22 protein-coding genes are annotated in these 23,048 nt (G+C 40.0%); 12 read left to right on the forward strand and 10 right to left on the reverse strand.

Annotated elements, in window-relative coordinates; translation table 11 throughout:
• Positions 1-173: 173 nt before the first annotated feature.
• Both RMZ41_RS14425 and ureC read right to left on the reverse strand, forming a co-directional pair.
• A complete protein-coding gene (locus RMZ41_RS14425; RefSeq protein WP_322642931.1) occupies positions 174-1,313 on the reverse strand; it encodes a hybrid sensor histidine kinase/response regulator in 1,140 nt (379 codons plus the stop codon).
• 114 nt (positions 1,314-1,427) lie between these two features.
• Complete coding sequence (ureC, locus tag RMZ41_RS14430; protein ID WP_322642932.1) at positions 1,428-3,143, reverse strand: urease subunit alpha; 1,716 nt, start codon at positions 3,141-3,143, stop codon at positions 1,428-1,430.
• A gap of 266 nt (positions 3,144-3,409) precedes the next feature.
• Here ureC and RMZ41_RS14435 point away from each other — a divergent pair, with 266 nt between their 5' ends.
• Together RMZ41_RS14435 and RMZ41_RS14440 are read left to right on the forward strand one after the other, a co-directional pair.
• Positions 3,410-3,622, forward strand: a complete 213-nt coding sequence (locus tag RMZ41_RS14435; protein ID WP_322642933.1) for a hypothetical protein — start codon at positions 3,410-3,412, stop codon at positions 3,620-3,622.
• A gap of 71 nt (positions 3,623-3,693) precedes the next feature.
• Positions 3,694-4,032: a hypothetical protein gene (locus RMZ41_RS14440; protein WP_322642934.1), complete on the forward strand. Its 339-nt coding sequence runs from the start codon at positions 3,694-3,696 to the stop codon at positions 4,030-4,032.
• 120 nt (positions 4,033-4,152) lie between these two features.
• Here the strand turns inward: RMZ41_RS14440 and RMZ41_RS14445 are convergent, their stop codons facing one another.
• From RMZ41_RS14445 to RMZ41_RS14455, 3 genes are all read right to left on the reverse strand, one after another.
• On the reverse strand, positions 4,153-4,458 hold the full coding sequence (locus tag RMZ41_RS14445; protein WP_322642935.1) for an urease subunit beta: 306 nt from the start codon (positions 4,456-4,458) through the stop codon (positions 4,153-4,155).
• Between the two features lie 46 nt (positions 4,459-4,504).
• The gene (locus tag RMZ41_RS14450; protein ID WP_322642936.1) at positions 4,505-5,221 is read right to left on the reverse strand and encodes a hypothetical protein; all 717 of its coding nucleotides are present in this window, start codon (positions 5,219-5,221) and stop codon (positions 4,505-4,507) included.
• Between the two features lie 272 nt (positions 5,222-5,493).
• A complete protein-coding gene (locus RMZ41_RS14455) occupies positions 5,494-6,621 on the reverse strand; it encodes a succinylglutamate desuccinylase/aspartoacylase family protein (RefSeq protein ID WP_322642937.1) in 1,128 nt (375 codons plus the stop codon).
• Positions 6,622-6,879: 258 nt separating this feature from the next.
• Between RMZ41_RS14455 and RMZ41_RS14460 the strand changes: the two genes are divergently transcribed.
• From RMZ41_RS14460 to RMZ41_RS14480, 5 genes are all read left to right on the forward strand, one after another.
• Positions 6,880-10,809, forward strand: a complete 3,930-nt coding sequence (locus RMZ41_RS14460) for a tetratricopeptide repeat protein (RefSeq protein WP_322642938.1) — start codon at positions 6,880-6,882, stop codon at positions 10,807-10,809.
• A 310-nt stretch (positions 10,810-11,119) separates the two neighbouring features.
• Positions 11,120-11,332 carry a hypothetical protein gene (locus RMZ41_RS14465; RefSeq protein WP_322642939.1) on the forward strand — a complete coding sequence of 71 codons (213 nt, stop codon included), beginning with the start codon at positions 11,120-11,122 and terminating at the stop codon, positions 11,330-11,332.
• A gap of 47 nt (positions 11,333-11,379) precedes the next feature.
• Positions 11,380-11,670 carry a hypothetical protein gene (locus RMZ41_RS14470; RefSeq protein WP_322642940.1) on the forward strand — a complete coding sequence of 97 codons (291 nt, stop codon included), beginning with the start codon at positions 11,380-11,382 and terminating at the stop codon, positions 11,668-11,670.
• Positions 11,667-12,086, forward strand: a complete 420-nt coding sequence (locus RMZ41_RS14475; protein ID WP_099103870.1) for a type II toxin-antitoxin system VapC family toxin — start codon at positions 11,667-11,669, stop codon at positions 12,084-12,086. The genes RMZ41_RS14470 and RMZ41_RS14475 overlap by 4 nt, the downstream gene beginning before the upstream one ends.
• 19 nt (positions 12,087-12,105) lie before the next feature.
• The gene (locus tag RMZ41_RS14480; protein ID WP_322642941.1) at positions 12,106-12,543 is read left to right on the forward strand and encodes a hypothetical protein; all 438 of its coding nucleotides are present in this window, start codon (positions 12,106-12,108) and stop codon (positions 12,541-12,543) included.
• A gap of 52 nt (positions 12,544-12,595) precedes the next feature.
• On the opposite strand, the gene RMZ41_RS14485 is transcribed toward RMZ41_RS14480, so the two are convergent.
• The 3 genes from RMZ41_RS14485 to RMZ41_RS14495 all read right to left on the reverse strand — a co-directional run bounded on the left by RMZ41_RS14485 (position 12,596) and on the right by RMZ41_RS14495 (position 14,726).
• The gene (locus RMZ41_RS14485) at positions 12,596-13,234 is read right to left on the reverse strand and encodes a histidine phosphatase family protein (protein ID WP_322642942.1); all 639 of its coding nucleotides are present in this window, start codon (positions 13,232-13,234) and stop codon (positions 12,596-12,598) included.
• 501 nt (positions 13,235-13,735) lie between these two features.
• A complete protein-coding gene (locus tag RMZ41_RS14490) occupies positions 13,736-13,918 on the reverse strand; it encodes a CsbD family protein (RefSeq protein ID WP_069070399.1) in 183 nt (60 codons plus the stop codon).
• A 355-nt stretch (positions 13,919-14,273) separates the two neighbouring features.
• Positions 14,274-14,726, reverse strand: coding sequence for a hypothetical protein (locus RMZ41_RS14495; RefSeq protein WP_322642943.1), 453 nt, complete (start codon positions 14,724-14,726; stop codon positions 14,274-14,276).
• A gap of 254 nt (positions 14,727-14,980) precedes the next feature.
• Here RMZ41_RS14495 and uvrB point away from each other — a divergent pair, with 254 nt between their 5' ends.
• The 5 genes from uvrB (at position 14,981) to RMZ41_RS14520 (ending at position 21,220) form a co-directional block, all read left to right on the forward strand.
• A complete protein-coding gene (uvrB, locus tag RMZ41_RS14500; protein WP_322642944.1) occupies positions 14,981-16,978 on the forward strand; it encodes an excinuclease ABC subunit UvrB in 1,998 nt (665 codons plus the stop codon).
• A 10-nt stretch (positions 16,979-16,988) separates the two neighbouring features.
• Positions 16,989-17,549, forward strand: coding sequence for a Uma2 family endonuclease (locus RMZ41_RS14505; RefSeq protein ID WP_322642945.1), 561 nt, complete (start codon positions 16,989-16,991; stop codon positions 17,547-17,549).
• Between the two features lie 207 nt (positions 17,550-17,756).
• A complete protein-coding gene (locus RMZ41_RS14510) occupies positions 17,757-18,338 on the forward strand; it encodes a Uma2 family endonuclease (RefSeq protein WP_322642946.1) in 582 nt (193 codons plus the stop codon).
• 428 nt (positions 18,339-18,766) lie between these two features.
• Complete coding sequence (locus RMZ41_RS14515; protein ID WP_322642947.1) at positions 18,767-20,521, forward strand: class I SAM-dependent DNA methyltransferase; 1,755 nt, start codon at positions 18,767-18,769, stop codon at positions 20,519-20,521.
• Entirely contained in the window at positions 20,522-21,220 is a 699-nt protein-coding gene (locus tag RMZ41_RS14520; protein ID WP_322642948.1) for a restriction endonuclease subunit S, read from the forward strand.
• A 3-nt stretch (positions 21,221-21,223) separates the two neighbouring features.
• Here the strand turns inward: RMZ41_RS14520 and RMZ41_RS14525 are convergent, their stop codons facing one another.
• Both RMZ41_RS14525 and RMZ41_RS14530 read right to left on the reverse strand, forming a co-directional pair.
• Positions 21,224-22,171 (reverse strand): hypothetical protein, encoded by a 948-nt coding sequence (locus RMZ41_RS14525; RefSeq protein ID WP_322734490.1) that lies wholly within the window; start codon positions 22,169-22,171, stop codon positions 21,224-21,226.
• Positions 22,172-22,396: 225 nt separating this feature from the next.
• Positions 22,397-23,011 (reverse strand): hypothetical protein, encoded by a 615-nt coding sequence (locus RMZ41_RS14530; RefSeq protein WP_322642950.1) that lies wholly within the window; start codon positions 23,009-23,011, stop codon positions 22,397-22,399.
• Positions 23,012-23,048 lie beyond the last annotated feature (37 nt).

Genomic DNA, 23,048 nt, shown 5'->3' on the forward strand with positions numbered 1-23,048 from the left:
ATACTTTTAATGTAGCGTTGCTATATCAGCATATTTAATTCGTCATTTTTTCGTGTTTGACTTTCTAGTTGGAATATTTAATTAAAATGCTTGGTAAATATTAGTAAAGTTATAATTTATAAAATATCAGGATAAAATACCCCGTAATTCATAAATTATAATTGCTAATTTTCTCATGTTGTCGTTGGTAAAAGGACAATAAATACACTGCCTTTGCCCAACTCAGAATTCAGCAAAATAATGCCTTGATGTGCTTCGACAATTCGACGAGCAAGGTAGAGTCCTAAGCCACTACCAGAACTCTTGTGGCTACCTTGACGAAATCGTTCAAATATGGTTGCTTGTTCTTCAGGACGAATACCTGGGCCAGTATCCGCGATCTCAATGCTAATATATTTAACGGAATTGAATTTTTCAAATAATTGAGATTGACTACTTTCGTCTAACTGGCCTTGAGAAGTCAAACGAATAGTCACAGACCCGGAATCGGTAAATTTGATCGCATTGCCGATAAGATTTGTAAATAGACGATGCAATTCTAAGCGATCGCCCATCACTGTCTTTGACTCTTCAGTAAACTCTAAATTTAGCGACAGTTTTTTATCTTGAGCTAGAGGTGCTAATTCTCCACTCACCTCCTCTAGCAATTGGCACAGGTTAACTGGTTGAAATGCCAAAGTTTTGCGGCCTGCTTCAAAGCGATAAACTTCCAATAAGGTATTGACCATAGTCAGCAGGTTGATATTACTACGGGCCATAATGGTGATTACTTCATGCATTTGTGGTGATAATGTTCCCAATGCCCCTTGTTGAAATAGCATCAACATACGATCGGCGGCTACCAAGGGAGTGCGTAAATCGTGGGTGAGGCGGGAGACAAAATCTTCTCGCTGACGGGCAATCTCATCACGTTCATCCATACTATGCTTCAAACGTAGGAGCGATCGCACTCGTGCCAGCAATTCATCTACTGTTACAGGTTTGCGGATAAAATCATCAGCACCCAAGTCTAATCCGTGGGCGACGTTGGGCGCATCATGGGCAGTTATCAGCAATATGGGGATATATTGCGGCAATTTCATCTCTCCACGAATGTGCTTGGTGACTTCGTATCCATCCATATCTGGCATCATCAAATCCAGTAATACTAAGTCACAAGGAGAAGCTTTCAATTCTGCCAAGGCCGAAATTCCATTTTCTGCGGTGGTAATCGTGTAACCTTCTTCCTCCAAAATAGTTTTAATCAAAAACACGTTATCAGGAGAGTCATCTACAACTAGAATTTTGTCAGAGCGAGAAGATTGTGAAGTCATAGAGATGCAAGGTACATAAGCTTGGGTGAAAAAGAATTCCAGAAAGCGGGGACAATATAGCTCAATGATTTCTTTCCAAGGACTATCGTAATCAGTAAGTTGCTCGGTAATGAATTAAAACAAAAAGTACCTCTGTGCCATTGGTAAAACTGTCGCAGGTTCACAAATCAGCAACTCACCATCAGCCCTAACTTGGTATGTTTCTGGATCTACTTCTATGTGGGGTAGTGCATCATTCAGCTTCATATCCTGCTTACTCAATTGGCGTGTCCCAGAAACTGCAACTGCTGCCTTCTGTAAACCTAGCTGGCTGGGAATTTCGTTCTCTAAAGCTGCTTGGGAAACAAAGGTTAATGATGTGGCATGACGTGCCCCAGCAAAACTACCAAACATCGGTCGCATATACACAGGTTGCGGTGTCGGAATACTAGCGTTAGCATCGCCCATTTGCGACCATGCAATCATTCCTCCTTTAATCACTATCTCTGGTTTCACACCAAAAAATGCCGATCGCCACAAACACAAATCTGCTAATTTTCCCTCTTCCACTGAACCCACATATTCAGCAATTCCGTGAGCGATCGCCGGATTAATTGTATACTTAGCAACATATCTTTTTGCCCGAAAATTGTCTGCTTTTTGCTCATTTCCTTGTGGATTAATAGTTCCCCGTTGCACCTTCATTTTGTGAGATGTCTGCCAGGTGCGAATTATCACTTCGCCTACTCTTCCCATTGCTTGGGAATCGGAAGAAATCATGCTAAATGCACCTAAGTCGTGCAAAATGTCTTCAGCAGCAATAGTTTCTCGGCGGATGCGAGATTCGGCAAAAGCAACATCTTCAGCGATCGCAGGATCGAGGTGATGGCATACCATCAACATATCTAGGTGTTCATCTAAGGTGTTGAGGGTGTAAGGGCGTGTAGGATTAGTGGAAGATGGCAGAACATTAGCTTGTCCGCAAACTTTGATGATATCTGGCGCGTGTCCGCCGCCTGCGCCTTCGGTGTGGTAAGTGTGGATGACACGATTCTTAAAAGCTGCGATCGTATCTTCGACAAATCCAGCTTCATTCAGAGTATCAGTATGAATTGCTACTTGCACATCATAAGCATCAGCAACACTGAGGCAAGTATCAATTGCTGCGGGTGTGGTTCCCCAGTCTTCATGAAGTTTTAACCCCATTGCACCGGCGGCTACTTGTTCTACAAGTCCTTGGGGTTGGCTGGCATTACCTTTACCCATAAATCCTAAGTTGACGGGAAAAGCATCAGCAGCTTGCAGCATCCGGTAAATATTCCAAGGGCCAGGGGTGCAGGTAGTGGCATTTGTACCTGTAGCGGGCCCAGTACCGCCGCCAATCATGGTAGTTATGCCGGAAGCGATCGCAACTTCAATCTGTTGGGGACAAATAAAATGAATATGACTATCAATACCGCCAGCAGTGAGAATCATTCCTTCACCAGCTAAGGCTTCGGTTCCGGGGCCGATAATAATATCTACATTGTCTTGAATATAAGGATTTCCAGCTTTACCAATTTTGAAAATCTTGCCATCTTTAATGCCGATATCTGCTTTGACAATACCCCACCAATCGAGAATTAAGGCATTGGTAATTACTAAATCTACAGCACCATCGGCGTTAGAAATGGGGGATTGTCCCATCCCATCGCGGATAACTTTACCGCCGCCGAATTTTACTTCATCGCCGTAGGTGGTGAAATCTTGTTCAACTTCTATAAATAATTCTGTGTCTGCAAGTCGGATGCGATCGCCTACTGTTGGGCCATAAGTTTCTGCGTATGCGCGACGATCCATTCTGTAAGGCATAATACATTCCTTGAGACTGAGGTTATGATTGAGTTTAAACGCAAAGGGGCGCAAAGATACGCGGAGTATGGATGAGAATGATTTGAGTGGGGTGATAATTGGCTGTGGGATGCTAACGTTCTCCACCTCAAAATGCGTGAAATTTCATATTTAAAATCAGCCAGTTTCGTCGTGACAGCCTTGAAAGCCAAGTGTTTGTATTTTCTCCACAACTCGAATAATTTAGGTTTATGCTATGAATGAGCATTCTTGGAGGTATAGACAAAATGACCCTAGCAGATATAATTCCTATAGCTCGAAAGCTTTCTCCATCAGAAAAACTCAAACTGATTCGTATCCTTGCTGAAGATTTAGATACGGTTGAGGATATTTACCCATTAGAACCCTTCAAAATCTACGATTTACCTACTCCTTATAATAGCTTTGGGGCTGGTGCAGTCCTGATGGAAGCACTCGAACAAAAGGATTCCAGTCATTAAACTATATGCGGTTCAAGTATTCCACCACAAGTTCCACCCAAAACGAATTTGATAGCTTACCTAGAATACCCTTGATTTTAAGTCGAGAAAATTACAGCATAGAAACAAATGGCTTACTTGATAGCGGTGCTACTGTCAATGTTATGCCTTATGAGCTAGGGCTTCTGTTAGGTGGGATTTGGGATGAGCGTAAAGCGATCATTCAATTGGCAGGAAATCTTAGCAATCAACCTGCTATGCCATTTTTCGCAAGGGCTGAAATTAGTGATTTTACACCGGTGGAGTTAGTATTTGCGTGGGTAACCAGTCTTAATGCTCCTTTAATTTTTGGACAAACCAATTTTTTCCTAAAATTCGATATTTGTTTCTACCGTTCAAAATTGGAGTTTGAAATTAAACCTATTCAATAAGTTTTTTTAAGCGCATAGGCGCTTCTCTACAAGACGCTACGCGTAGCTTGCTTCCCCGTAGGGGTACGCTTCCCGTAGGGTAGGGATGCTGAGGGAAGCGCAGAGGTACGCAGAGGTGTTTTAGAGGTTTCCGTTAATTTTGGCGTTGAAGCCGTAGACTTGGCGAGTACCGACTAAGGGTACTAATGTTACTTCTTTTTCATCGCCTGGTTCAAATCTAACTGCGGTTCCGGCGGGGATATCAAGACGCATTCCTCGCGCTTGTTCTCTGTCAAAGTTTAAGGCGGTGTTGACTTCATAAAAGTGATAGTGGGAGCCGACTTGTATGGGGCGATCGCCTGTATTTGAAACTTGCAATTTTACAGTTTGACGACCAATATTTAATTCAATTTCACCTGTTGGTGTAATTATTTCTCCTGGTATCATGTTTAATCAATCCAATATTTAATTTAAATTAGGACTTACGCACACTCTAAAAATTATTTTCTGCAAGACGCTGCGCGTTGGCGTTCTTGACATCATGGCGATTTAAGGAATTAAGCTTTTTGGATATTTTTGTGTAAGTCCTATTAACTTTTAAAAAGTTTGCTTGTTGACCCTTAAGATATGTAAAAGTGTCAATAATGTCATTTTCAAATTCCAATGGAAAGCTAAATTTTGATTTCAAGGAATATTCAATTTGCTGTTCTTGCCACCGCAGATGTTCCATTTTCCATGAATTATGGTAATCCAAGAAATTTAGATAACTGTCTAGCATTATTTCACCTTTAATTAAGTGTGTTTTTGCCATCAAAAGCTCTTTAATTTTTTCATGGCGAGGAAAAGCATCTTTCTCTATCCAAAAAACCCAGAGTTTAATTTCTTCCTCATCTCGTAGAGGAAAAATTATATTACCATTTTTTTCACCTGCTTTTAAAGAACCAAGGATATGCTTTTTACCACGCATTTCTATTATTTTTTCTGCTAAATCTGTATATGTACGTCTACCTTCCCAAATCAAAAAGGCAAGTGGCCCATATAGTTCTTCTAGCTGCTGTCCAGTATATTTTAATGATGCACTTGTCTGCTGATTTTCTCTGTCTCTGTTACCAGACATAATGTGATTAACTATTCCAGCTACAACAGCAAAGGCAGTAGTTATGGCAGTAGTGATAATGGTTGCTGTAAAGCCAGTATTTCCTGTATTCATTGCCTTTAGCCTTGACTATACTTAAGTAGCAGATTTTTATTTATGCCTAAATTTTATACTTATTATTAATCAATGTCTATCAAATAGCTTCGTTTTGAAATTGGTATTTAGACTAAAACTACTAAAATACAGCGTTTTTAAGGTAGATGAAGTACGTGGGTAGAGGCACAAGACTGCTGTGCCCTTAAGATCGTCTCTACCTCACCAAGTTCCAATCAGCTTAAGTCAAAGCTTAAGCTGATGAACTTATAATTGCTAAGTATATTTGCTAGCTAACTCACAATTCCCAATACAAACTCGCCTTGATTCACAGCCTGATTCGTTGCGACATCATAAACTAATCCATCTTCTTGAGCGCAGATATCAATTACAATTGGTAACTTTCCATCTTTGTTAAAACTAAGAATTTCATAGAGTTTTTCTCCAGCTTTTACTGTACTACCTAATTCAATTCGAGATTGAATCATACCACCTGCGATCGCATAATATTTTTTCCGATTGCTGCTAGATGCGAAAGTCATCTCATGGGTTTTTATATCATTTGATAAATCAGAAATTTGCAAAACACCTTTTTGCGCTAAATAGTTTTTTACACCCCGTACACCAGAGGCGACTGAATTAGGGTTTATTTGCATTCCTGTTCCTAATTCTAGTGTCCAAGCTTCCACATCAAACTTGATTTCTCTACCAAACTCTTTAAAACAAGCTTCTAGTGCTAACCAAGGTTTGATAAAAGCTTCATCAAAAGCATCACCATCATATTTGTCAAGTAAGATTCCGAAATCGAGTAGGAAGTATTTTGCACTATCTTCTCGATTTCGGAAGTAATAAACGTAGTCTAATGCTTGATTTGTAGAACTATGCAAATCAATTAAGTAATCTGCATCTAAACTGAGATTTTGTAACTTGTAGGCAAAAAGTTCAGTGTAAGTAACACCACTGGAAGAATTAATTTTTTCTAAAATTTTTGCGAATTGTCGCTTAATTATAGTTAGATAATTTTGTCTGACGACCTCTAGATCATTATGAAGTTGAGATTTAGTAAAAGCTACTAAATCATCAGCTTCTTTCTCGTAGTCCCAAAATATGCGATTCCAGTCTTTGGCTTCGTAAACGCAGTATCTTCCAGGGGAAAAATGATGAACGCGCTCATTTGTCCCCATCGGATTACAAACGGGAACTAGCCAAATTTCTCCAGTTAAATCTGTATCATCTATTTTTAACAAAAACTCAATTAACTGGTGAATAACGGCATTACCAGAAATTTCTGCCCCGTGCAGATTAGATTGAATGTATACCTTTTTACCAGGTTGAGCGCCAATAAATTTGTAAACTTGTAAGTAGAGGCGATCGCCCGAAGCCATTTGACGTAATACAATGCTTTCAATAACTGGCAGCATGAAACAACTCGGTGATGATTTGAGTAAATTATCGCTGTATCTGTACTGAATTAAAAGCTTAGTACAAAATTTCATTAATTCGTAGCTAATTCTCTGCGTTCCTCTGCGCTTACCTCTGCGCCCCTTTGCGTTTAAATTTAAATCCTCAATTCGCCACAATTTGGCGCAAATTAGCTGATTTCATTTGCGTAATCAGCTAACCTCCGCGTGAATGACTAGGATAAGGTAGCATCACATTAACTAGTGTTGGCAGTAGCTATGGCGCAAAATTGGTTGCGGATTACGCATCAAAACGACAAAATCCGACTTTCTTGGCAACGCGGATATGAAAGTCCTCGTTTTGCGCCAGAAGTCGCCTTCCAGCAACCCTTCGATGAAGAAAACGCGGCTGAGTTGCGCTGGTATTTAGAAGATTATCTAAAGTTTCCTTACGGTATTTTTCCTGATAACGCTGTAAAAATTGAACAAAAATTACAGCATTGGGGACAACATTTATTTGAGCTAGTATTTCGCAGTACAGAGAAGGGAAGAGAGTTTTTTCAGGAAGCGACACGGGAAGGGCTAGATAACTGTGAACTGGGCATCATTTCTGATAACGCCGAAGTGCTGAATTTGCCTTGGGAATTGCTATATTCCCCCGATTATCAATTTCTTGCACCTTCACTGGCGGGGATGTATCGCAGTCTCAGTAGTCAGGGCGTAAAAGCACCATTGCCAAAAATGCCCGATGACCAACTGAATATTTTACTAGTTATTGCCCGTCCTGACGATGAGCAAGATGTTGGGTTTAAAACCATTGCCCGTCCCCTGCTGGCGGCGCTGCAACCGATACGTCAGCGAGTCAATCTTAAGGTATTGCGTCCCCCTAGCTTGAAAGCATTTGAGGCAGAACTGCAAGCGAATAAGGGTTTTTATCATATCGTCCATTTTGATGGACATGGAAATTTTGACAGCGAGACACAGGGAGTTTTAGTCTTTGAGGACGAACAGGGAAATGAGCAAGCTGTCAGCGCTAGGGAAATTGCCCAATATTTAACAGATTGCCGTGTGCCAATTTTTGTGCTGAATGCTTGCAAGTCTGGACAAGTAGGCGAAGAAGCTTTTTCTTCTGTGGCGGGACAGTTGGTGAAATTGGGGGCTAAGGGTGTGGTAGCGATGGCGTATTCAGTTTACGCCAAAGGTGCAGAACACTTTATTGGGCGGTTGTATGGGGAATTAGTCAGGGGAGAGTGTATCGCCACAGCAGTTGCAGCAGGGCGTAAGTCCATGTCTATTGACAAAATGCGCCCCAGTCCCAAAGGAAATTTACCTTTACAAGATTGGCTTGTGCCGGTGTTGTATCAGCAAGAACCCTACACGCCTTTTGTTCCTAAAAAGACCGTACCCAGTTTTGCCGATTTGATGGCGCAAACAGACAACACTTCAGAAAGCAGCAAAGCTGTAGGTTTACCTGATGAAAGTGCTTATGGTTTTATTGGGCGAGATTATGAGATTTTGCGTTTAGAGAGAGCATTTCGGCAAAATCATCTGGTTTTGGTGCAGGGAATGGGCGGCGTTGGTAAAACTGAGTTAGCCGCAGGTTTCGCCCGATGGTTAGATGACACTCAAGGACGTACAGGCGGTATGTTCTTCACCTCCTTTGAACAGGGTGCGGGGTTGAGTCAGGTAATTAACCAAATTGGTAGGGCGTTAGGAGGTGAGAGATTTTCCCAAATGATGCCAGATAAGCAAGAGGATGTGGTGCGGCAATATCTGCAAACTCATCCTTGTTTGTTGATTTGGGATAACTTTGAACCTGTCAACGGTTTCCCTACGGGGAATGAACCATTATTGAGTGGGGAAGAGAGAAATAAGCTGAAGCAGTTTCTTAAGGAATTGCGGGGTGGTAAATCTTGGGTATTAATTACCAGTCGCCGCGAAGAACCTTGGTTAGATTGTGGGTATAGTTTAATCAATTTGCGGGGGTTGTCTCAAACGGATGCCCAAGAATTAGCCGCGAAGATTTTGCAAACGGTGGGTGTGGAGAGAAAAAACTTAGCAGCAGAGTATTTGGAATTGTTGAAATTGTTGGGGGGACATCCGTTGTCTTTGCGGGTGGTGTTGCCGCATTTAAAAATGCAGACACCCGTGCAGTTAATTGAGGCGTTGCGGCGGGGGTTGGATACTTTTAAGGGACAAGAGGAAGAAGGTAGAGAAAAATCTCTTACTGTGTCGTTGGATTATTCTTTTGCCAAGTTGTCGGAACGTACACGACGACATTTACCATTTTTGGGGTTGTTTTGCGATCGGGTTGATGCACATTGGCTGTATCAGTTTTCACAAAGTCCTGATAATGAATTTGGACAAGCTTATCAAGCGGTGTTTGGAGAGAACTTGCAAAAACCTGATTGGATAAGAATTCTCAATGAAGCCGCTGCCGCAGGTATTTTGCAATATTTGGGTGAGACTATTCACAAAGTTCACCCACTACTACCTTGGTATTTGCGTCAGCAGTTAAACACAATGGCTTCCCAGGAGGCAATTAATGAACTCGAAAAAAAGTTACTGATTTTCTACGCTAATTTAGCTACTCACTATGAAAAAGAACTCATCAGCAATGCAGAACTGGCAAATTTTGTGCTGCAAGTGGAAGAACCAAATCTGTTGCAAAACTTGCGCCTTAGTGAACAGCAACAGAAATGGGCTTATGCAGAATCGATTCTGCGAGCCTTGGCAAATGTGTATGAGCGCTTAGGGCGCAAACCCGAATTTAAATCAGTGCGACAACGGGCGCTAAACCAAATAGGCATTCACTTAGCAGATGCAAAAGCAAAGGGTCAAGATGCTTTGGATTTCTGGATGTATCTGCGGAGTGTGGATGCAAAAGAAGCCGCTGAAAACTTTGATTTGGAGGAAGCGAGGAAAATTTATCAGGAAATTCTGGATGAACTGATAGCTGTAAACGATTCCTCAGTAAATGGCAAAATTGCTACAATTAATCAGAATTTTGGCTGTCTTACTCAAAAGCAGAGGCAGTTTGATATGGCCGTTGATTACCACCATAAGGCACTGGAGATTTTTAAAGATACCGGGAATTCATACAATGCCGCTGGTGCATATCATCAATTGGGTAGGATAGCCCAAGAACAGAGACAGTTTGATGTGGCTGTTGATTATTACAACAAGGCACTGAAGGTTTTTGAAGATGCTGGGGATTTGTATATGGCTGCTCATGACTATCAGCAACTGGGTGTAGTAGCCCAAGGTCAGAGGCAGTTTGATGTGGCTGTTGATTACTACAAAAAGGCGCTGAAGATTTTTGAAGATGCCGAGGATTTGTACAGTGCTGCTAGTAGCTATCATAACCTGGGTGTAGTTGCCCAACAGCAGAGGCAGTTTGATGTGGCTGTTGATTACTACAAAAAGGCACTGAAGATTAAGGAAGATGTCGGGGATTTGTACAGTGCTGCTCGTGACTATCATAACCTGGGTGTGATAGCTCAAGAGCAGAGGCAGTTTGATGTGGCTGTTGACTACTACAAAAAAGCACTGAAGATTTTTGAAGATGCAGGGGATTTGTATACTGCTGCTAGTAACTATCATCAATTGGGCATGGTAGCCCAAGAGCAGATGCAGTTTGATGTGGCTGTTGATTACTATAAAAAGGCACTGAAGATAAAAGAAGATGTCGGAGATTTGTACAGTGCTGCGGATCATTATCATCAATTGGGTAGGATAGCCCAAGAGCAGAGGCAGTTTGATGTGGCTGTTGATTACTACAACAAGGCGCTGAATATTTTTGAAGATGCTAGGGATTTATATAGTGCTGCGGATGATTATCATCTACTAGGCAGAGTAGCCCAAGAGCAGATGCAGTTTGATGTGGCAATTAACTATTATCAAAAAGCCTGGGGAGTTTTTGAACAATTCTGTGATTGGCTTAAAGCTTCAGTAACATTAAGTCAATGGGGAAAGGTTTTAGAAGCTCAAGAAAATTACGCTGAGGCTTTGCAAATTTACATTCGTGGGTTAGCCATTGGTTTACAGCATATTCAAGATTCGATTGGTTATTATATCAATGATTTAGGGCGTATGCTCCAGCAGTTAGGAGAAAGCCAATTTCAAGTTATTTGGCACGAGGCGACGGGTGAAGAGTGCGCTGGAGAGCTACGCGAGGCAATTTGGGCAGCGCGAGATGAGCTAGTTTGATTCAGATCCCCGACTTCTTGAAGAAGTCGGGGATCTCGCAGCACCTGAAATAAGTTTTGCTTAAAGTATTACAAGCGATCGCACAAACCGCACTACCCTAAAGAGCGATCGCATAAGCTTTTGTCAAAAAGTTGTAACCTTAAGCCTTAATGTCGTAACCTTAAGCCTTAATGTTGTAGCGTTAAGCCTTAAGGTTATAAGGTTAAGCCTTAATGTTGTAACGTTAAGCCTTAAGGTTATAAGGTTAAGACTTAAGGTTATAGCGTTAAGCCTTAATGTTATAGCGTTAAGACTTAATGTTGTAATGTTGGTGACTACAAGACATTCACTTCTAACTGCGATCGTTGATTCAGGTACTATTTTGCAGCCAGTTCCATCCTTTGAGTCACAGCCAGAGAAGCCGAAAAGACAAACAAAAATCAAAGCTTTGCAAGGCTGGTTTGAAAAAACACAACCTACACCTTCTGATTTTGACCCAGACCAAGCTAGATGGGAAGCTTTAAAAGAGAAACATAATCTGTGAAATTGCCTAAAATATTATTTAATAATATATAGATGAGGAAAATCAATATGCAAGCCTACAAGCTCAACGCCACAATTGATGAATCCGGTAACTTAATTATTGACGAACCTCTAAATATTGCTCCTGGGACGGTAGAAGTAATTATTTTGAAGCCAGTTCCATCCTTGGAAAGTTCTAGAGAAAATCAAATTCAGTCCCAGCCTGAAAAGCAAAAAAGAATAGTGGAATGCTCTATACCCATTTTGAAAGAGTGGTTGGAAAGTACAGAGCCGACTCCTTCAGATTTTGACCCCGACCAAGCCAAATGGGAATATTTGAGGGAGAAACATAATCTGTGAGAGTCTTACTAGACACTAATATAATTTTGGATTTTGCTCTTGAACGCCATCCCTTTTACAGCAATACTATACAAGTATTCTCATTTATTTATCAAAAACAAATAGAAGGTTATCTTTCTGCTTCTACTTTTAGTGACCTCTACTACATCATTCGGAAAGATAAAGGTCGAGCATCTGCTCTATCCCTTTTAAATAGAATTGTAACCTTCTGTCAAGTCGCAACAGTAGACAGTACCACAATCAACATGGCATTAACTGCTAACTTTAGAGATTTTGAAGACGCTATTCAATACAGCAGTGCAGTACTCAATCACTTAGATGCTATTATTACTCGCAACCCTAGAGATTTTCCAGTTGCTACCCCCAGAATTATCACACCTGAAGAATTGATTCAGGAACTAACAAATACTCAATAAATATTTAAGTCAAATATATATGAATGCCCAATTAACCCCTGTCGAAATCCAAGAACTTCAACAACTTCTGCCAAACGACACCCCAGCGCAACATGCACTTACTACCCTACAACAACACAACGGCAATCTAGAAGCGAGTTTTGATGCACTCTGGCAAGAGAAAGTCGGCACAACAGATTATAGTCGGGGCAAAAAATCTATTTTGCAACTGACTCTCGACGAAATCCGCGCGGAAATCTGTGGTGATGATGGTTTACGGGGCACAATCAAAGAATACACCAAGAATCCTGGTAGTTCTTCTCTGCTCAACAGCATCATTGGCTCCCTGGTTGCCGTTGCAGCAGTGCATGGAATACCAATTGATGGTGCGATCGCCACAATTGTCGTGTTATACATTATCAAAATTGGAATAAATGTTCTCTGCAAATACACTGAGCCAGATAGCCAGTCAGAGTAATGGTAAAAATAATATTGTACAGACGCGATTAATCGCGTCTCTCCTAACTCCCTCATGTCCCAGGTAAATTTCGCAAACGGCTATCCAAATGACTATGGTCTGCCAAAACCTTTAACAGTGGCCCATGTGAGCTAAATTCTACAATACTCACCGAAGCAACAGGACATCCCAAACGAAAACGGAAGCGTCCCACATCAATCCCCAGTACACTACACAGAATAATTCTGATAGTTGCTTTGTGTGAAACAACTAAAACATTCCCACTACTATAATTTTGTTTAATTTCTTCAATTACCTGCAACGCACGAGAAGCAATTGTCACAGCCATTTCTCCACCAGTAGGAGCATTCCAAGCCGGATCTGCTGACCAGCGAATATAATCATCATGATATTCACGGCTAATTACTTCTGGCGTTCTTCCTTCCCACTCACCATAATTGATTTCCTTTAAACCATCTCTGAGTTGTGGTTCTATCTTTATTGCTTCACACAAAGGTTTTGCTGTCAATACAGTTCGCCGCATTGGACTACAAAATATTGCTGTCCAATCCATAGAACTATATGCGTCAGCAAAAGCCTTTGCCATAAGCAAGCCTTCTGGCGTAAGTTCTGAGTCTATGGAACCGCAAAAGGAATTATTGCGACTGCATTCTGTTTGTCCGTGACGGAGGAAATAAAGATTTAGACTCACGGTATATTCTTATCGATTGTAAATTTAAGGGTGTTGACAATCAGATGTAGCTGAAGATAGTTAATCCCTGTGGTATATTACTATAACTTTCTGATATTTTGAATAATTTTCAGGGCAAAGTTGCGGCAGTTAGTCCCATTGAAAACATTGCCGTTGAGCGATCAATATTTGGCTGATTTTAATAAGCAAAAATAAAGGTGGGTAATACCCACCTAATCTCTTACTCATCCTCCAAGCTCAAAATTATTTACTTGCATTTATAAGATTGGAATTCATACAATATTATTGTTTTATTTTTAGAAATTGATTATGTGATACAGAGACGTAATTTATTACGTCTCTATAAAAGTTTTGCAAATTCCGCTAAACCTTTCTCTTTCAATGTTTGCTAAGAACATCAGAAAGGTTTATGCCATTGAATTTCGAACAATTCAGAGATTTTTGCAGAAATGGAATCCACCCCATTCATATCCCTAGATTTTCTGCAAAAAATATGGATTGCTAGTCAATGTTTTTCTTGACATTATCTTTTACGTCTTCAATTCCATGACGTACTTCACTTTCAGCTTGCTTTGCTTTACCTTTAGCTTTATCTTCTGGATCTCCAGTGATATTGCCTAATGCTTCTTGAGCTTTACCTTCAACATTTTTAGCAGCTGCCTTTGCGCGATCTTCTATACTCATTTTGAACTCCTTATTTAATGAAAAACTTACTTCAAAGCTATAGACTAACTTTGAAATAAAATCTCTTCTTGTGATTACTTTTACAAGGTAGCTTAAAGTTTTTACTACAGCCTTCCACCACAAGACATATTAAATAATTAAAAATTAAAAATTAAAAATTAAAAATTCAGGAAACTATTTGTAGCAAGCATTCTGGGTGTTGATTGAATATAAAATAAAGTAAGAACAGTTTAGTTACCTATGCTAAAAGACATAGAAGAAGTGTAAATACTGTCATTTATACTTTTGACTCTTTAACTAAAAACCCAGTTTCTCTATGAAACTGGGTTAATAAAGTTATGAGGATATTTGTTTTTTAGTCTAGAAAACCCATCAGGCTTTCAGAATTGTCAATATCATTTGGTGCTATCGGACGATTGCCGAAGGTGGAATAACTTTCAGTAATTGCCAATGAACTTGAGGCAACTGGACGAATCCCAGAGAGATTTATACTTTCAACAACTTGAAATGTGTTAGCGCCAATTGGACGAATACCCATTGCATTATAGGTTTCAACTACTTCTAATGTACTGGTGCTAACAGGACGCACCCCAGAAATTGAAAGGTGTTCAGCAACTTCTAAGTCGCTAGCGCCTATGGGACGAATTCCAGAAATAGCTAGTGTCCCAGAAGCCCCCACTGGCAGTTCAGTAACTTCCTCAACTTTCTCAGCATTCAAGCTCTGGTCTTGTTGATTTTCAACTTCCTCTGTAGACTTGGCATACTTTTGCCGAGAACTGGTTGCTTTGCCAGCGTTGCTAATAGTCATAAACGAAGACCTCTGGTTTGTTAATTGAATTTTACAATAATTAAGGAAAGATGAAATTTTTTCCCATATATCTTTAGAGTTTAACCTTAAAAAACCTCACATAGATATAAGTATCTTTAAAACTGATATATAAGTAAACTTTAATTAATAAGTTTTGTAAAAAATTATTACCATTTATTTAGTTTAATAAGCCAGCTAGAATAGATACAGGGCGAAATCGTCACCATGAGATCGGGTATTTCCAGCAAAACTGTATGACAGAATTTTGTCTTCAAGCTCCCTTTAGTCCCACAGGCGATCAACCACAAGCGATCGCACAATTAACTGCTAGTATCCAATCAGGCAACCGTTACCAAACTTTACTAGGAGCCACAGGAACTGGTAAGACATTTTCGGTAGCAGCAGTTATTGAGAAAATTGGCAAGCCTACTTTAGTTTTGGCGCATAACAAAACCCTGGCGGCCCAGCTTTGTAACGAGTTGCGAGATTTCTTTCCTAACAACGCAGTCGAGTATTTCGTCAGCTACTACGATTATTATCAGCCAGAAGCGTATATTCCCGTTACCGATACTTATATTGAAAAAACGGCAGCAATTAATGATGAAATAGATATGTTGCGGCATTCAGCGACGCGATCGCTTTTTGAACGCCGTGATGTCATTGTCGTTGCTTCCATCAGTTGCATCTACGGTTTAGGAATGCCAGCAGAATATCTCAAAGCTGCCATCCCCCTTCAGATTGGTATGGAAGTAAATCAACGCCAAATTTTACGGGATTTGGCAAATGTTCAATATAGCCGCAACGACATAGAAATGGGTCGGGGAAAATTTCGTGTCCGTGGTGATGTCTTAGAAATTGGCCCAGCTTATGAAGACCGAATTATTCGTGTCGAATTCTTTGGTGATGAAATTGACGCAATTCGCTATATCGATCCTGTAACAGGTGAAATCCTCAAAAGTTTGGAAGCGGTGAATGTCTACCCCGCGCGTCACTTCGTCACCCCAGAAGAACGGTTAGAAGTAGCTTGTAATGACATTGCAGCCGAGTTAAAACAGCAAAAACTAGATTTAGAACAAGCTGGGAAACTATTAGAAGCGCAACGCATAGATCAACGTACACGCTATGACTTAGAAATGCTCCGCGAGGTAGGTTATTGCAACGGCGTTGAAAACTATTCCCGTCACCTAGCAGGAAGACAAGCTGGAGAAGCACCAGAATGTTTAATTGATTATTTTCCCAAAGATTGGCTATTAGTTATCGATGAATCTCACGTTACCGTGCCACAAATCCGTGGGATGTATAACGGCGATCAAGCGAGAAAAAAAGTTTTAATTGAACATGGATTTCGACTTCCTAGCGCTGCTGATAACCGTCCATTAAAAGCTGAAGAATTTTGGCAAAAGGTGAATCAGTGTATTTTTGTTTCCGCAACTCCGGGAAATTGGGAAATAGAAGTTTCTGAAGATCACGTAGTTGAGCAAGTAATTCGACCAACTGGGGTGGTCGATCCAGAAATTTCTGTACGTCCCACAGAAGGACAAATTGATGATTTATTGGGAGAAATTAAAGATAGAGCCGATCGCCATGAACGAGTGTTAGTTACCACATTAACCAAACGCATGGCAGAAGATTTAACTGAATATTTGCAAGACCATAGTATAAGGGTACGGTATTTACATTCCGAGATTAATTCAATTGAGCGCATTGAGATTTTGCAGAACTTACGCGATGGTACATTTGATGTATTAGTTGGTGTGAATTTGCTGCGGGAAGGTTTGGATTTACCCGAAGTTTCCTTAGTAGCAATTATGGATGCAGATAAAGAAGGCTTCTTGAGAACCGAGCGTTCCTTAATTCAAACTATTGGTAGAGCCGCGCGTCACGTTCAGGGACAAGCAATTTTGTATGCCGATAACCTGACAGGTAGCATGATTAAAGCCATTGATGAAACAGACAGGCGGCGTGGTATCCAAACGGCACATAATCGACTGCATGGGATTACACCACAACAGATTGTAAAAAAATCAAGTAATGCGATTTTGTCTTTTTTAGATGTATCTCGGCGGTTGAATGCAACAGACTTGAAAGTTGTAGATGAACATATAGATGAACTGCCATTAGAACAGATTCCAGGGTTGATTACTCTGTTAGAAGCACAGATGAAAGAGGCGGCGAAGAAACTGGAATTTGAAGAGGCGGTTAAATTGCGCGATCGCATTAAGCATCTGCGGGATAAAATGCTGGGACGTTAACGTAAATATTATGCTGACCAATATTCGCCTAATTAGTGTTCAGGAATATCACAAAATGGCGGAAACGGGGATTTTTCATCCTGAAGAACGCTTAGAATTAATCGCGGGACAAATCATCAGAATGTCAGCAAAAGGAACTGCTCACGAATCAGCGATTACCCGCACAGAAAGGTTATTACGTCAACGTTTGGGTGACAAGATTTTATTAAGAATCCAGTCACCCGTGCAACTTGACGATTACTCGGAACCAGAGCCAGATATTTCAGTGGTGAAGCTGAATCCATTAGATTATGAGGATCATCATCCCAATGCTTCCGAAGTATTTTTACTGATTGAAATAGCTGATTCCAGTCTCAAGTACGATCGCGAAGTCAAAGCGATCGCATACTCTAAGTCAGGGATTATTGAGTACTGGATTTTAGATGTCAATGGACGTAAATTGTATATGTATCGTCTCCCTAGTCCAGATGGCTATCATAGCGAGAGCATACTTGCAGAGGATGTGACAATTTCACCTTTAGCTTTTGGTGATTGTGCGATCGCTATTCGGGAATTATTGCGAAAAATCTAGGAGGCGATCACTTAATTTGCTGCACATCTGAAAAGTAGATGCCACTTCTAACAAGCATAACCGCCTATAATAGCGATTCTTACACACGATCGCATTAAACACCTACGGAATAAAATGCTGGAACGTTAGTGCTGGGTCAAGGTAGCAATCAAGATAATGACCTTTTTTGGCTATCCTAAAAAAGTAAATCATTAAGAGATCGCATCGATGGTTGCTTTACCTGACAACATTTTGATGAGTGCAGAAGAATATCTGATTTGGGAACCTACGCAAGAGGAACGCTACGAGTATTGGGATGGCGAAGTTGTGATGATGAGTGGTGCCACACGCAACCATAATCGGATTTCTGCAAATTTCTTTAAGCTTCTAGACGATTCCCTAGCGGATCGCTCCTGTGAAGTATACATTGTAGATGTAAAGGTGCAGGTAGAACCGGGGCAAAAGTATTTTTATCCAGATGTAGTGGTGACTTGCGACGAGCGAGATACCAATCCACAATTAATACAATTTCCCTGCTTAATTATCGAAGTGTTATCACCTTCAACAGAAGCAGCCGATAGGGGGAAAAAGTTTGCTAAATATCGCCAATCTCCAACCTTACAAGAATATGTCTTAGTACAAGTAGCTCAACCTGGTGTGGAAGTATTTCGGCGCAACGAACAGGGAAAATGGGTGTTGTCGGAGTATAATTTGGGCGATATATTGCGGCTAGAATCGGTGGATGTAGAAATTGCGATCGCCCCTTTATACCGCCAAGTGCAATTTGAAACCGAAACCACCGATAATTGAATAGATGAGTGATAACATAGATAGACACGCCTACGAATCTACAGTTTGAGGTTGAAATGCACATTGGAAGGCAGATTTAGAAGGCTTACTTCCTAAGATTAAGAACAGTTATACACAAGGTTGAACTGGCTGAGGCGATCGCCAGAAAGCACCTGCGGGATAAAATTGGTAAGGGTAGCAATTCGGTGGATATGAAAATAGCAATGTCTACAAGAGACTACGCCTACGTCTATTTGTACCGCTAAGTGCAGTTTGAAACTGAAGCCACCGATAATTAAATAGATGAGTGATGAGGATGGCTAGAATATCGTATTGCAAAATATTTTGACACCCAGTCATAAATTGATTGACATATTGTCAAGCTTGCATAATACTTATGCTGGTTACGTAAGCAAGCGTAGCTGTCCGCCGCTCTTTAAAGTTATACGATGATGCCGCGTCTCAGAAGCTTTTACCTGATACGTCCCGATGATTGGCTGCTTGAAGAAACTTGTCTAAGGGTTCAAAGCCACTCTCAACAATCTAAACGCCAGTGGATACTCCGAGAACTTCTTGAAAGCTATAACTATCCAACTAATTGGTTAGGAAATCGAATTAGTCTGGTTGATTCTAAAAATTTGGACTTAACTGTTGAAGACTTTTTTGGAATCTGCTTATTAACAATCAGTCGAGAACCTTTCCTATGGGTTTCTATCAGTGAAGAAACCGAATTAACAAAGGCGGAAAATAGCCTAGTTTCAATTCTTACAAAAAGCAATTTTGCTGGGCTAGGAATCGTAACTGATGGAACAGAGCAAGGGACTAAATTTTTACGCCGTCGATTTGATAGTGACAAATGTGAATACATTGTTGATATTGAAGCTTACTCTGAGCCAGAGTCCTCATCTAATTTAAAGCTAAATATAGCTATTGGCAGTATTGATACTCAGAATAAATTGTCAATATTGTCAGAACATGTTGAGAACGTTTTATTTGAAATTCATAGTCATATCAGAGATATTGACGGCTTTCATGCAGATGAAGCGCTTGATGAAGTATGTAAGATTCTATATGTAAAGTTATATGATGAGGAGATGACAAAGGTAGATGAGGCATATCGTTTGCAAAAGTTTTTATATGGTTCAACCGAGGAGTTTGCAGCAGTTATAAGAGCTTTGTATTTTGAAGCAACTGAATATGATACAAGGGTCTTCAGCCTTAAAATTCCCGCTTACAAACGTTCGCGTGGAGTATTTAATACAAAATTACGTCTTTCTAGCCCAGCATTGGTCAAAGTTATAGAAGTTCTTCAAAACTATGACATCAGCCATTCCGATACAGATGTCAAAGGGCGTGCATTTCAAAAAGTTATTAATCCTGTCATCCGTGCAGGTATGGGGCAATACTTTACACCTGCTCCAGTAGTACGGTTCATGGTCGACATAGCCCGTCCTCAGCTTTCTGAACTAATTCTTGATCCATTTTGTGGCTCAGCACACTTTTTGACAGCTTGTTTACAGTTTGTAAGAGACCAAAATCAGTTTGGAGTAGAAAAACTATTGCATGAATTTGCATTTGGCAAGCTACATGGTATTGAGAAGAGCGATCGAATGGTTCGCATTGCGATGACTGATATGCGTCTTCAAGGTGATGGACATAGTAATATCAGGTGTACAGATGCTCTATTAGAATTTTCAAACTATCCCGATCTACAATCAAATTCATTTGATCTAATTTTGACTAATCCGCCCTTTGGTTCATTACTTGGATCAGATGCTATTTCACAAATAGGTGAATCTCATTTTGCTAAGGGGAGAAAAACTTGTCCTCTAGAAGTATTAGGCATTGAGAGGAGTATTAAATTTTTAAGACTAGGTGGACGAATTGGTATTATTTTACCTGATGGAATTCTCGCCAATCGAAGTTCTAAATATGTGCGAGATTGGCTTCAAGAAGAAACCAAAATACGTGCGATCATAAGCCTTCCCATTGAAACTTTTTCTCCTTTTGGGGCAAATATTAAAACAAGTATTATTTTTGCTCGTAAGTGGCGTAAAGAAGATAAACGAGAGCAAAATTACTCTATTTTCTTGTCTCGGATTGATAATATTGGTTATGATGCTGCTGGACGTATAAAAGATACTTCAGAATTTGACAAAATCGTCGAAGAGTTTCAGCATTTTATTTCAAAAAAAGGGTGGTAAATGATGTGGATTGGAGCAGCTTCAATAGCTGAGTTTCAGCAAAAATCTTGTTGGAAAGTGGAGTTTTTTTGTAATCAAGGAACTAATCTATCTAATAGCATATTTCAGCTAGTATCCCTTCAAGAAATTGTGACTGAGCGTAAGGAAACACTAAATCCTCAAGTTAATCCAGATAAGCTTTTAAATTATGTAGGACTTGAAAATATACAATCTTTGACTGGCGATTTAATTGATTTTCGTCCAAAATACGGAAGAGAGATCCGTTCCAGGTCAAAAGTTTTTCAGAAGGGAGATATTCTTTACGGTAGACTTAGACCTTATCTGAACAAGGTTTATTTGGCGGAAGAGCCTGCTTCGAGCGGAATTTGTTCCGGCGAGTTTTATATTCTAATGCCTAACTTGGATAAGGTTTTACCAAATTTTTTAAGGGCTACACTTGCATCACAATATGTTCAACAGTATGTGCAAAATTTGCAAACTGGCTCTGCACTTCCTCGCATTCAAGTTCAAGATTTACTAGAAATAGAAATACCTTTACCTCCCATTGAAATACAGCAAGATTACGAAAAATTTTTAATTCATAAGAATTTATATCGGCGTAAGTTATCAATTGAGCTATCTGAGCTTCCTCAGAAAATCGTAGATACCGTTGTTCATGCTCTTGAGCATGGTGAAAAACCTTCTGAGATTTTGCTATAAAAGTTATGAAATTAATCTAAGTTGATCTCGATAGTTAGAGGATCTTTTTTTGATTAAATTGATGATTTCTTTTTTGGGCAAACCTACTGTTTGTATTCCTAAATTATGTGCAAGGATTTTCCAATCCTTTGCTAAATATTGATTGACTTCCTCATCAGGATAATTTCTATGGATAAACGAGATATAGTTATGCACTGCATCATCAGAAGCTCGAATTCTCCGAAATTCTTGTCTTGCGGAATCTGAATCTGTTTTGATCATCCGAACTAAACCACCAAAATTTGCTGCGTAGGAGACGTTTGCAGCACGACATGAATTTGGCCCTGAAAGCCTTTCTCGTGTTCCATTTGCATTGAGTGGTTCACCGTGATGTTTACAAATTACAGGAGCGCAACCATCAGGACAAGAATTTCTGTCTACAAAGGAACCACCACGAGCTAAATGTAGAGCATCTCGAAGAAAAGCTACTGATTGAGCTTTGCCAATAAAATAATCAAGAATATGTGGGTAGACCTGTTGGGAAATAGCTGTATTTACTGTCTCCCAAGTCCAAATAAGAATGAGCAATAAATCTTCATTGCCAAGTCTATCAATCAATTCATCAAAGTGTCCCTTAGATTCATCAGCTAGAACATTCATTGATTTTGCCTCAATCCGTAATAACTCACCAAAACGTGTATCTGAATTCCATTCAGTATCTTTCAAAACACAAGCGAAATCGTTATAACCATGATCGGAGAACCATCCTAATTCATAGGCGTATGATTCAGGATCAACTTTTAATAAAACTTGGTTAGTGTAGAATCCCCAAAGAGCTTCTAAAAGAGAACCCATGCCGCTCCCTCTTCTACCTCCTCGGGTTTTCAGAAGGACACGGGACATTTTATTAATTCGTTTACATGCTATTGGAGTTGCATTTATGATAGCGGTAGCAGCATTTTCAGGTATCACAATAACTTAACTCTCAGTTCAACGATAAAATCTTACCGCAAAAGCGTATAGCTGAGATTAGCATTTGCCAGCCTAACAATGCACTCCAACATACGGTTGATGTTGAGAATATTCTACGTTTCTACCTTGACAAACAGATGAACCGAGAATTTATTGTCTTTAATGAACGGAGAAATAGTTGTACCAACCTGTAAACACTGGTAGTTTATCTCAGGAAACCTTAGCTCATCCTCGTAACTTCTTGTGTACCTGCGCTAAGTACCACATATAATCATCAATTTTATAATTATCAACAGCTTTAACTATATATTCCTGAGCTATATCAACATTCTTCTCAACTTCGTAATATAATCCCAAGTAAAGATGACTGTAAAAATTTCCCTTTATCCCTTCTGATTGACCTACAGTTAAAACATCATCTGGTGTACAATCTCCCGCATACAAATCATATAAGCGCTGCATGATCCGTCGTGGATCATTTTTCACAGTGAGTAAAGAATGACGTGCCTCTTCAACACCTAACAAACGAGCTATGCAGAGATATCGCCATACTGTCTCTTCTACATCTTGAGCATTCACTGTCAAATCTATTTCAAATTGTTCAGCGCCCTCAGCAAATCTTTCTGCATAATAATAGGATAATCCTCGTTGCCAGAGGTAGGGTTTAATCCGGGCATCCAATTGTTCTGCCATGTCAAAATCTTGAATAGATTCATCAATTTTGGCAAGCTGAAAGTTAACCATGCCTCGACGAATGTAAGCATTGGGATTTTTCGGCTGATTGCGAATGGTTTCGTTCCAGCGCTGGAGTTGATTTTCTAGAGAGTTTGAAAAAAACATAGGTTTTCCTAACTAGGATACATAAATAAAATAGAAT

This window comes from Nostoc sp. DedVER02 (genome assembly GCF_034530675.2).
Taxonomy (GTDB): Bacteria; Cyanobacteriota; Cyanobacteriia; order Cyanobacteriales; family Nostocaceae; genus Nostoc.